General features: G+C 65.1%; 9 protein-coding genes. 3 read left to right on the top strand and 6 right to left on the bottom strand.

Translation table 11 applies throughout. From position 1 onward, the window contains the following. Positions 1–158 precede the first annotated feature (158 nt). From AC1D34_RS25295 to AC1D34_RS25280, 4 genes are all read right to left on the bottom strand, one after another. Positions 159–1,586, bottom strand: coding sequence for a M20 family metallopeptidase (locus AC1D34_RS25295; protein WP_441504494.1), 1,428 nt, complete (start codon positions 1,584–1,586; stop codon positions 159–161). Between the two features lie 26 nt (positions 1,587–1,612). Further along, complete coding sequence (locus tag AC1D34_RS25290) at positions 1,613–3,427, bottom strand: S9 family peptidase (protein WP_476825687.1); 1,815 nt, start codon at positions 3,425–3,427, stop codon at positions 1,613–1,615. Between the two features lie 10 nt (positions 3,428–3,437). Next, positions 3,438–4,415, bottom strand: coding sequence for a prolyl aminopeptidase (gene pip, locus AC1D34_RS25285; protein WP_476825686.1), 978 nt, complete (start codon positions 4,413–4,415; stop codon positions 3,438–3,440). 192 nt (positions 4,416–4,607) lie between these two features. Continuing rightward, positions 4,608–5,522, bottom strand: coding sequence for a LysR family transcriptional regulator (locus tag AC1D34_RS25280; protein ID WP_476825685.1), 915 nt, complete (start codon positions 5,520–5,522; stop codon positions 4,608–4,610). Positions 5,523–5,608: 86 nt separating this feature from the next. On the opposite strand from AC1D34_RS25280, the gene AC1D34_RS25275 reads away from it, so the two are divergent. Then, entirely contained in the window at positions 5,609–6,811 is a 1,203-nt protein-coding gene (locus tag AC1D34_RS25275) for a 4-oxalomesaconate tautomerase (RefSeq protein WP_476770900.1), read from the top strand. Then, on the top strand, positions 6,744–7,640 hold the full coding sequence (locus tag AC1D34_RS25270; RefSeq protein ID WP_476825684.1) for a Bug family tripartite tricarboxylate transporter substrate binding protein: 897 nt from the start codon (positions 6,744–6,746) through the stop codon (positions 7,638–7,640). The genes AC1D34_RS25275 and AC1D34_RS25270 overlap by 68 nt, the downstream gene beginning before the upstream one ends. Here AC1D34_RS25270 and AC1D34_RS25265 read toward each other — a convergent pair. Then, positions 7,637–8,842: an MFS transporter gene (locus tag AC1D34_RS25265; RefSeq protein ID WP_441488111.1), complete on the bottom strand. Its 1,206-nt coding sequence runs from the start codon at positions 8,840–8,842 to the stop codon at positions 7,637–7,639. The two genes, AC1D34_RS25270 and AC1D34_RS25265, sit on opposite strands and share 4 nt — an antisense overlap. A 119-nt stretch (positions 8,843–8,961) precedes the next feature. Between AC1D34_RS25265 and AC1D34_RS25260 the strand changes: the two genes are divergently transcribed. Then, a complete protein-coding gene (locus tag AC1D34_RS25260) occupies positions 8,962–9,783 on the top strand; it encodes an AraC family transcriptional regulator (RefSeq protein WP_476825683.1) in 822 nt (273 codons plus the stop codon). A 24-nt stretch (positions 9,784–9,807) separates the two neighbouring features. Here the strand turns inward: AC1D34_RS25260 and AC1D34_RS25255 are convergent, their stop codons facing one another. Continuing rightward, on the bottom strand, positions 9,808–10,734 hold the full coding sequence (locus AC1D34_RS25255) for a LysR family transcriptional regulator (protein WP_441488109.1): 927 nt from the start codon (positions 10,732–10,734) through the stop codon (positions 9,808–9,810). Positions 10,735–10,813: the final 79 nt, after the last annotated feature.

Genomic DNA, 10,813 nt, shown 5'->3' with positions numbered 1-10,813 from the left:
CTGGAGAGAAGATACCGCGCGGCGCGAGGCGCGCGCGTCTCCGTCGACTGGTCTTGCTTGGCCATGGTCAGTTCCCGCTCTCGTAATTGTTCTTGGTCAAGACTTGCTGTGGTCGCTAGGCCTGCGCTGTGTCTCCCGCGCAGGCCCGGCTGAAAGGCTCAGGCGGCTTCGGGCCGCGGCTGGATCGGCGGCTTCACCTCGGCCGGGATCGGGCAGATATAGGGCGTCCTGGTCGTCCGCTCCTGGTGATCCTTCTTGGCGCGCGCCAGCAGCGTCTCGTCGCTCATCACGTCGACGGCCGTACCGGCCATGATCTTGGCGGCATGAACCATGCCCTTATGCGCGGCCGGGGCCTTGCCTTGCGCCGTGATCTGCCAGGAATGGCCGGGCGTGCCGATGGCATGCGTCGCGACGCGTGCCTGGATGGTCGGCACCTTCCAGCTGACATCCGCGACGTCGGTCGAGCCGACCATCGGCACGCCTCTGGCATCCCTGGGGATCACGAAATCGCAGAGCGGGGTGTTCTCGCGCGGCGCGACGCCGGTGCGGCGATAGTCGTTCAGGATGTCGGCCTCGCTCAGCGTCGCCTGGATCTGGGCGGCGTAGGCGCGGTCGGCATCGTCGAACGGCACGGGCCCGAGACGCTGGATGTTCTGGAACATCGCCTCTTCGAGCGGCGTATTGCCGAGCATGTTGGAAACCGCGCTCATGATCGAGATCGAGACCTTGGTCTCGGTCATCAGCGCCGCCCCCTCGGCAACTTTCTTGACCCGTTCATTGAGTTCCAGCATGCCCGCGAGGTCGCGGGCGCGGATCGCATAGCGCACCTTTGCCGAAGCCTGCACGACGTTCGGCGCGATACCGCCGGAATCGAGCATGGCATAGTGGATGCGGGCATCCGACGGCATGTGTTCGCGCATGTAGTTGACGCCGACATTCATCAGCTCGACGGCATCCAGTGCGCTGCGTCCCAGATGCGGCGCCGCCGCCGCGTGCGAAGCGCGGCCGGTAAAGTGGAAGTCCATGCGCGTATTGGCGAGCGACAGCGCCTCGTCGACCCGCGTCATCGACGCCGGGTGCCAGGTGATGGCCACATCGACATCGTCGAAGGCGCCGGCACGAACCATGAAGGCCTTCGCTGCGCCACCCTCTTCCGCCGGGCAGCCGAAATAGCGCACCCGCCCGGGGCGCCCCGTCTCGGCAAGCCAGTCCTTGAGCGCGGTCGCGGCCAGCAGCGCGGCCGAGCCGAGCATGTTGTGGCCGCAGCCATGGCCATGTCCGCCACCCTCGACCGGGCGCGGCTCGGCGATATTCGCCTCCTGGCTCAGGCCGGGCAACGCATCATATTCGCCGAGGAAGGCGATCACCGGGCCGCCCTCGCCCGCTTCGCCCATCACCGCAGTCGGAATGCCGGCGACATTCTCGGTCACGCGGAAGCCCTGTTCCTTCAGCATCGCCGTATGCTCGGCGACCGAGCGGTACTCGGTATAGGCGATCTCGGGCATGCCCCAGACCCGGTCGCTCAGCGCCTCGAAGGGCTGCCGCTTGGCATCGACCAATTGCCAGATCGTCTCTGAATTACGCATGGCGTCCTCTCGTATTCCAGATGCTGTCACAGATGCTTACGCAGAAAGCGTGCGACGGCCCCGAAGACCGTGCGCCGGTTCTCGATCCGGGCGAAGCCATGGCCCTCATGCGGGATGCGGACATACTCGACCGGATGGCCGCGACCGCGCAGCACCGAATAGATCATCTCGCTCTCGCCGGGAGGCACACGCGGATCGTCGAGCCCCTGCGCGATAAACAGCGGCGCGCGAATATGGCCTGCCTTGTGGATCGGCGAGAAGCGGATCAGGTCGTCCCGATCGGCAACGAGATCGCCATATTCGACCGCGCGCAGATACTTGCGCCACGGCCCCGTGGTTTCGAGCATCGTCAGGAAATTGGCGATGCCGTAGAACTCGACGCCGACCTTCCACAATTCGGGTTGTTCGGTCAGCGCGGCGAGCACCATGAAGCCGCCATAGGAGCGCCCATAGACCGCGACGCGCTCGTCATCGACCTCCGGTTGTTCGCGCAGCCACAACCGCACCGCCTTGAGGTCCGCGACACTGTCCATGCGCAGATGCTTGTCGTCGAGATGCTGGTAGGCGCGGCCATAGCCGGTCGAGCCACGCACATTGGGGGCGACGACCATGATGCCCTGGCTCAGGAAGAACTGCAGATCGGCCCGGAAGATCGGCGTCCACTGCGCTTCCGGTCCGCCATGTACCACGACCACGGCCGGGTAGCCGCCCGCCGGAGCCTTGCTCCGCGGCCGGTAGACGAAGAAGGGCACTTCGAGACCGTCAAAGCTCGCGACGCGCTCGACGCTGGGCTCGACAAAGCTGCTTGAATCGAGACCTGCCTTGGATGCATCCGTCAGCCGCGTTGCCGTGCGCGTAGCCACATCGAAGCGCCAGATATCGGGAGACGAGGTCGCACCATCGAGCGGGAAGACGAGGCCGCTGCCATCGGGAACCCAGGCCACCGAGCCGATGGTCCCGCGCGGCAAGCCGGCGACCTCGAACTCCTCGGCCGTCGCGAGATCACGAATGAAAACGCGGTTCCAGCCTTCCTCGTTCGCCACATAGGCGAGGCGGCCCTGGTCGGGCGCGAGCGCGATCGCCTCGATATCCTGCTTCTCCCGCTCGACGATCCAGGTGACGCGCCCCTCGGCCAGTGCACAGAAGGCGACACCGAGATGCTCGCGCCCCTGATCGGACACGAAGAAGAAGCCGCTGCCATCCTTCTTCATGCGGCTGACGACATAGCGCGCGCGGCCCTCATGCGGCAGCAATGGCGTGAGGCTGCCAGTCTCGAGATCGAGGCGATGCAGGTCCTGATCGCTCATCGAACGCGTGGCGTTGGCGACGAGCAGCGACTTGCCATCGGGGAAGAAGGCGACCGCTTCACGATAGCCGGAGCCTTGATGGACGCGCTTGGCGGTGCGCGTGGCGAGATCCATGACGTGGACGTCCATATGCTCGCAATCGCGGGCATTGGAGGTGAATGCGATGCGTTGTCCGTCCGGCGCCCAGGCGCCCCAGGCATGAACGACCGTCGGATCGTCGGTAAGCGGCTCAGGCACTCCCGAGGCGCCCGGCACCAACCAGAGTTGGTGCCGCTCGTCGCCACCGCAATCCATGGTGAAGAGGAGGTCGCGGCCCTTGGGGTTGAAGGAGATCGCGCCGATCGGCTCCGGCATATCGGTCAGGCGCCAGGGCGCTCCGCCCGCGAGCGGCCGCAGCCAGATCTGGTGCGTGCCACTCTCGTCGCTGAGATAGGCCAGCAATTCGCCATCGGGCGCGATGGCGGGGCTCTTTGCGCTCCGGACCTCGAGATAGGGCTCGATGCCGATGCGAATCTGGTTTGCGGCCTCGTACATGGGCTCTCCCTCAGGCCGCCTGGGCCAGCATCACATCGCGCAACCGGTCCGTTGCCTCGCGCAGGGCTTGCGACAACGCCGGCGCATTCGGCGTCGCTGCGTGGTTCGCCTCGGTCACGATCGTGAACCGGGCTTCGGGCCAGGCCTTTTTCAGCTGCCAGGCCGTGCTCATCGGCGTCACCGTATCGTAGCGTCCCTGCACGATCTCGGCCGGCAAATGGCGGATGCGACCGATGTCGCTCAGCAATTGGCCGGAGGGAAGGAAGGCCCCGTTCATGCAGTAATGCGTGAAGATCCGGGAGATCGCGAGCGCGGCGTCAGTGTCGGTCAGCGTCGCGACATGGTCCGGGTCGGGCAGGAACGTCTGGGTCTGCGCCGAAAAGGTCCTGAGGCTGACGGCAGCGGCAGCGCGCAACCCGGCATCGTCGCTGGTCAGGCGCTTGTAATAGGCCAGGAGCAGATCATGGCGCTCCGCCTCCGGCACGAATTCGGCAAAAGCCTCCCAATGATCTGGGAAGATCATACGCGAGCCCTGGAACCACCAGTCGATCTCCGAGCGCTGCGCCATGAAGATGCCATGCAGACGGAACCCGAGACAGCGCTCGGGATGGCTCTGGCCGTAGGCGAGCCCAAGACAGCTGCCCCAGGACCCGCCGGTGACGAGCCAGCGCTCAATGCCAAGATGGCTGCGGATACGCTCCAGATCGGCGATCAGGTCCTGCGTCGTGTTGCCGTCGAGTTCCGCATGCGGGGTCGATTTCCCGGCACCGCGCTGGTCGAAGGTCACGATATTGAAGACGGCAGGGTCGAAGGTCCGGCGCTGGGCTGGCTTAGTGCCGCCGCCCGGACCGCCATGCAGAAAAACGACCGGAATGCCGTCCGGATTGCCGCTGGTCTCGACATGGAGTTCATGCGCGCCCCCCACCGCAAGCCGAAAAGCGCGGTAAGGCTCAAGCGCGGGGTAAAGAACGTCATCGTAGGCCGACACGCCTTGCTCCAACGAAAAACGCGCTGAAGCCAGCGCTCAACCATCTCGATGACCTAACGATGCCACGCTCGGCCCGATGCTGGCTAATGCAATTTGGGTTCGATGTTATGCGCCTGTGGAATAGTTTTGCAGCATATCCGTCCCCGATCTCCTGTTGCCTTGGGCGCCGCGGCCAGCCGCGCGGGCAGGCTCTTATTTCCGCTGAGGCAAAGGCCCTCGCCATGTCCCCAGCAGCATATCGAGAAAGCGCTCCGCAGCCGGAGCGAGGCGAACGCCGCGGCGACGCACCACGCCAATGGTCCGCGAGACCTCCGGATCGCGGATCGGGCGCGTCACGATGATGGGATGCTCTCCGGTCGGCGTTGCAAGGCGCGGCAAAACCGAGATGCCAAGCCCGGCTTCGACCAACCCCAGCGAGGTCGACAGATGCGTGACTTCGAAGGACCAGTCCAGCCGCACACCGACCCGCACCAGGGCCGCGTCGAGGATGGCGCGATTGCCGCTCGCCCGGCTGACGGTGACCAGTGGATGCCCTTCGAGATCGGCCCAGGCGAGCGATGGCTTGCTCGCCAGGGCATGGTCGCGCCGGCAGGCGAGGACGAACGGGTCTTCGAGCAGCGGCTCGAAGTTCAGATCGGGATCGGAGCCGCCGAGCAGATTGATGCCGAATTCGACCTCGCCGCGCGCCACGCTCTCCAGGCCGTCATTGGCCGAGAGGTCGAGGATCCGAAACCGAATATTGGGATACTGCTCCGAGAACCGTGCGATAACCGAGGGCAGGAAGTAAAACGCGGCCGTCGGCACACAGGCGAGCGCGATCTGCCCTGCTCGCCTCGTGCCAAGATCGCGCATCGCGAAGATCGATGAATCGAACTCGTCCAGCATGCGCCGCACCAGCGGCAGCATCTCGCGCCCGACCATGGTCAGCGCCACGCGCCGTGTCGTGCGTTCGAGCAGGGCCGCGCCGACCGCTGCCTCGAGCCGCTGGATGCGCCGGCTCAGCGCCGGCTGCGACATGTTGAGGGCCTCTGCGGCGCGGTGGAACCCCTCCAGTTCAACCACCGCGATGAACGCGCGCAGATCAAGCGCTTCGAAATTGATGCTCATGGCGCATCAATAACACCGATCTCTGCATTTCACAGCGGTTTCACGATCTGGGATGAGAGCCCGTCACTCACCGCTGGACGCCGCCCTTGCCCGATCCGCTCAAGCCCACTCATGCACGTGCCCTGCGCATTCCCTGCGTGCTGATGCGCGGCGGCACATCCCGCGGCCCGTTCTTCCTGGAAACCGATCTGCCGGCTGACCCGGAGGCGCGCGACCGCGTGCTGCTCGCAGCAATGGGGTCGCCTCACACGCTGCAACTCGACGGGATCGGGGGCGGCAATTCGCTAACCAGCAAGGTCGCCATAGTCGGCAACGCGTCACGCCCGGATGCCGATATCGATTACCTCTTCGCCCAGGTCGCAGTCGACCGGGCTCATGTCGATCTCGGTCCGAACTGCGGCAACATGCTCTCCGCCATCGGCCCCTTCGCCATCGAGGCCGGCCTCGTGCCGGCATGCGATGGTGAGACGATGGTTCGGATCTACAACCGCAATACCGCCTCGCTGATCGAGGCGGTGGTGCAGACCCCCGGCAAACGTGTCGAGTATGACGGCACAACCGCGATCGACGGCGTTTCAGGCACTGCAGCCCCGATCAAGCTGACCTTCCTCGAAGCCGTCGGCTCCAAGACCGGCTCCCTGCTGCCGACCGGCAAGCCGCGCGAGTTGATCGATGGTGTGCCGGTCACGTTGATCGACTATGCCACGCCGATGCTGCTCGTCCGCGCTACCGATTTCGGCCTTGCCGGTGACGAGATGCCGGCGGAGCTCGACGCGAATACGGCCCTGCTGGCGCGGCTGGAGGAAATCCGGCGCGAGGCGGGCAGGCGCATGGGTCTTGGCGACGTCGCCGGCCGGGTCATTCCCAAGATCGGACTGCTTTCGACGGCCCGCCAGGGCGGCAGCCTGACCTCACGCTATTTCACGCCGGACCGCTGCCATCGCAGCCATGCCGTCACCGGCGCACTCTGCATCGCCGTCGCCAGTCAGGTCGCCGGCAGCGTTGCACAGGAGGTAGGTCTCGCGGACGCCGCCTCGCTGGTGACGATCGAACATCCGAGCGGCCGTATCCAGGTCGACCTCGCTCTCGACGCATCTGGCCAGGTTGCCAGAGCCAGCCTGGTGCGCACCGCGCGCCGTATCTTTGAAGGCCATGTCATCGTCCCCGCCAGCGCGATTGGCGCGCTGCCAGAAGGGACTGCAATCGGAGGAAATTCCCATCATGACACCGACGCGTCGCCACTTCTGCAGCCTGCTGACGACTGCAGCCGCCAGCGCCTGTCTGCCTGAGCTGGCATTCGCTCAGGCAGCATTTCCCGAGCGGCCGATGCGCCTGTTGGTGCCTTACGCGGCCGGCGGCGGAACGGACGCGATCGCGCGTCTGGTCGCCCAGGGCGTTGGAGAAAAGCTTGGCCAGTCGCTTGTCGTGGAGAATAACGGATCGGCCGGCGGCAACCTGATCACCGCACAGGCCGCCACCTCTCCCGCGGATGGCTACACCGTGCTGATGGCCAATCAGGGCCCGATGGTGGTCAACCCGCACCTGTTCAAGAACGTCAAGGTCGATCCGCTGACGGCCTTCGACCCGATCACCCTGATTTCCGCAGCTCCGCTGGTCGTCGTCGTGGCGCAGAATTCGCCCCACAAAACGATCAAGGACCTGATCAGCTTCGGCGAGAAGAATCCGGGCAAACTGACCTACGGCTCTGCCGGCAACGGTTCGGCCAGCCACCTGGCCACCGTTCTGCTGGCGCAGATGGCGCAGTTCACTGCCGTGCACGTGCCCTATCGTGGCGCAGGCCCGGCCCTGACCGACCTCCTCGCCGGCCAGTCCGATTTCATGATCACCACCGTGCCGTCGGTTCTCGGGCTGATCGAAGGCAGCAAGGTGCGCGCGCTGGCGGTGACCGGCAAAGAGCGGGCCAAGCTCTTCCCCGAGGTGCCCTCGGTCGCAGAAAGCGGCTGGGCCGGTTACGAGGCGACAGCCTGGTATGGTTTCGTCGTGCCGAAGGGTACGCCGAAGGATGTCGCTGCGAAGCTCCGCACCGCCACGGTGGAGGCCATCAACGACGCGACCATCCGCAGCGTACTTATCCAGCCTGAGCGTTTCCGGGCCTAGCTCTCGCCTCTTTGCGGCAGGCGAGGCAGCAGGATCGTAAGCAGCCCCAGCAGCGGCAGGTAGGAGCAGACGCGGTAGACGAAGGCGATACCGTGCGTATCGGCGAAGTTGCCGAGCAGGGCCGCTCCAAGTCCGCCCGCGCCAAAGGCAAAGCCGAAGAACACGCCGGCGATCAGGCCGACACGGCCGGGCACGAGTTCCTGCGCGAAAACGACAATCGCAGAGAATGCCGAGGCGAAGATCAAGCCGATCACGACACTCAGCACGCCCGTCCAGAACAGGCTCGCATAGGGCAGCAGCAGCGCGAACGGGATCACACCCAGGATCGAGAACCAGATCACGAAACGCGCCCCGAACCGGTCCCCGATCGGCCCGCCCAGAAAAGTCCCGACTGCGGCTGCCCCAAGGAAGAGAAACAGCATCAGCTGCGCATCGCGCATGCCGAGCTGGAACTGGTCGATCACGTAAAAGGTGAAATAGCTCGAGATGCTGGCCATGTAGACATTCTTGGTCGCGGTCAGCAGCACGAGGATGAGGAACGCCAATGCGACGCGCCCCTGCGGCAACGGCAGCGTGCGACTGACGGCAGGACGGCTGGCATTCTGGCGGCGATGACCGGCATACCAGGCCCCGACCCAGCCGAGCACGATCATGCCCAGCATCGCTATGGCCGAGAACCACGCCACGCTGCCCTGGCCGAATGGCAACACCACGAAGGCCGCGAGCAGCGGTCCGATGGCCGAGCCCATATTGCCGCCAACCTGGAAAAGCGATTGCGCCAGGCCGTGGCGGCCACCGGAGGCAAGGCGAGCCACCCGTGACGCCTCCGGGTGGAAGATTGCGGAACCGAAGCCGATCAGGCTCGCCGCCATGAGCAGCATCGCAAAGCTATGCGCATTGCCCAGCAGGATCAGTCCGGCGCAGGTGCAGGCCATCCCGGCCGGCAGGGAATAGGGCATCGGCCAACGATCGGTCACCATCCCGACGACCGGCTGCAGCAGCGAGGCCGTGACCTGGAAGGTCATGGTCAGCAGGCCGATCTGGACGAAATCGAGAGCGTAGTTTGCCTTGAACAGCGGGTAGAGCGAGGCAAGAAGCGATTGCATCACATCGTTGAGCAGGTGGCAGAAGCTCACCGCCAGCAGGATCGATGTCGTCGTCTTCTCGAAACGGGACCTGGTCCCGGGGAACGCTGCAACCATCTCAATTCGTCTCCAGCGCGGGCCGCAAACATCGGCTTATCGCCGCCATGCCTCTTTACAGAGCGCCTCCTTGACCTGCATTCGTGTTTCGGTCGAATTCTTTTGCGTTTGGGCCAAAGATGAGAAAACTGCCGCAGCATCTGCTCGAGGCGCGCGACGAGGCTCACCGCCGTAACCTCGGATGGATTGCCTATGCCGAGGCCGACATCCTGGTGCACAGCAACGAGGATCCCGCGGGCTACACCATCCCTCTCCATAGCCACCAGCGCATCCAGTTGCTCTGCGTCTTCTCCGGCGTGGTGGCAGTCGCAACCGAGCGCGGCCGCTGGATGATTCCGCCAGGCCACGCGCTGCTGATCCCTCACCATCTCGAGCATTCCGTGGAAATGCTGAGCGATGTCAGCATGCGATCGGTCTATCTTCTGCCCCGGGAGGGCGTCCTGGCCGATCCCGAGCCGGTGGTGCTCGAGGTAACGGATCTTGCGCGCAGCCTCATCATCGAAGCGATCCGCCTGCGCGAGGCGCCCGCCGGAAGCCGCAAGCTCACATTGAGCCTTCAGCTCGTGATGGAAGAGATCGCCTCCCTCGAATCCCGTCCTCTCGGCCTTCCCTTCCCGGCCGACAGGAGACTCGCGGCGCTATGCCGGGCCTATATGGCAGCGCCGTCGGCGAATGCCCGGCTCGACACCTGGGCGGAAGCGCTTGCGATGAGCCGCCGAACTTTCACACGCTTCTTCCTCAGGGAGACGGGCGTCAGCTTCGCGACCTGGCGGCAACAGGCCAGCCTGTTCGCCTGTCTGCCGAAACTCGCGGAAGGCGCGCCGGTGACGCAGATCGCCATGCTGGCGGGCTACGAGAACGTCGCCGCCTTCACCACGATGTTCCGCCGCCTGCTTGGGACCTCGCCGCGCAGCTACATGAAGGCCTCGATCACCGGCTAGGCCCGCGCCGGCTCGCTAGGGCCGCTATGTCCGGTTTCCTTCCGGCAGTGGCGACCTCCAGGACGAGCTGGTGTCGATCCGGGTCGTGGCGAAGCGTTCGCGGAGCCATTTGGCTGCCGGACCGCATGGCCGCTGCTTGTGCCAGATCATCTCGAGCGCGATCGGCCAATCCGCGTCGTCGAATTGAAGATCCGGCGTGATCAGACCGGGGGCGGCCGGCGAATTCGCGATGACATGGTCGGACACGAACGCCCAGCCGATGCCGTGCTTCACCATTTCCAGAATGACCCAGTGGCTTTCCACCCACCAGACCTCGGCGGCAACGCGCAGGCGCCGCTTCTCCGGCCCGTCGCTTCTGGCGGCGACGAGGATCTGCCTGTAGCGCTTCAGCTCTTCCCAATCGACGCGGGCCTTGGCAAGCGGATGGTCCTTGCCGCAAACCAGCTTGAGCGGGACCCATCCGATCGTCTGGAAGCCAAGCTCCGTCGGCAAGACCTCCTGACGCCACATCACGCCGATATCGGCTTTCCCCGCGAGGACCAGCCGGCTCACATCCTCCATCAGCGGAAACAGGATTTCGAGCTCAACATGGGGGAAGTGCCGCGCGAAATCGGCAAAGAGCGCCCCCAGAGCGTGCTCCGGGTAAAGTTCGTCGATCGCGATGACAAGCCGCTTCTCGACATGAGCCTCGAAGCTGCGCGCGACGCCGATGAGGTGTTCGCTGCGATCGAGCACGACCTTGGCCTCGCGCAGCAATCTTTCGCCCGCCGGAGTGAGCACGGGATTGCGCCCGGCCCTGCTGAACAGAGCGACGCCGAGATCCTCCTCGAGATTCGAGACCTGCGTGCTCACGGCTGATTGCGCTTTGCGAAGCGCGCGCGCTGCCCCGGAGAACGAGCCATGCTCCGCTGCCGCGACGAAGGCCCGAAGTTGGTCCAGCGAAACCGTCATCTATCTGATTATCAGATATGATCCAACTTGATGCAATCGAAATGACAGATAGAGAACGCGGCCATCAATCCTAGTGAAG

The organism is Allobosea sp. P1_A7 (assembly GCF_056406775.1).
The sequence above is the reverse complement of the archived record's forward strand: the minus strand, read 5'-3'. Positions and strand labels throughout refer to the sequence as shown.

Bases quoted from the DNA above. Each gene is read 5' to 3' on its own strand.
- AC1D34_RS25295 (WP_441504494.1), bottom strand. From the start codon at position 1,586: ATGCGTAATTCAGAGACGATCTGGCAATTGGTCGATGCCAAGCGGCAG.
- AC1D34_RS25290 (WP_476825687.1), bottom strand. From the start codon at position 3,427: ATGTACGAGGCCGCAAACCAGATTCGCATCGGCATCGAGCCCTATCTC.
- AC1D34_RS25280 (WP_476825685.1), bottom strand. From the start codon at position 5,522: ATGAGCATCAATTTCGAAGCGCTTGATCTGCGCGCGTTCATCGCGGTG.
- AC1D34_RS25270 (WP_476825684.1), top strand. From the start codon at position 6,744: ATGACACCGACGCGTCGCCACTTCTGCAGCCTGCTGACGACTGCAGCC.
- AC1D34_RS25265 (WP_441488111.1), bottom strand. From the start codon at position 8,842: ATGGTTGCAGCGTTCCCCGGGACCAGGTCCCGTTTCGAGAAGACGACG.
- AC1D34_RS25260 (WP_476825683.1), top strand. From the start codon at position 8,962: ATGAGAAAACTGCCGCAGCATCTGCTCGAGGCGCGCGACGAGGCTCAC.
- AC1D34_RS25255 (WP_441488109.1), bottom strand. From the start codon at position 10,734: ATGACGGTTTCGCTGGACCAACTTCGGGCCTTCGTCGCGGCAGCGGAG.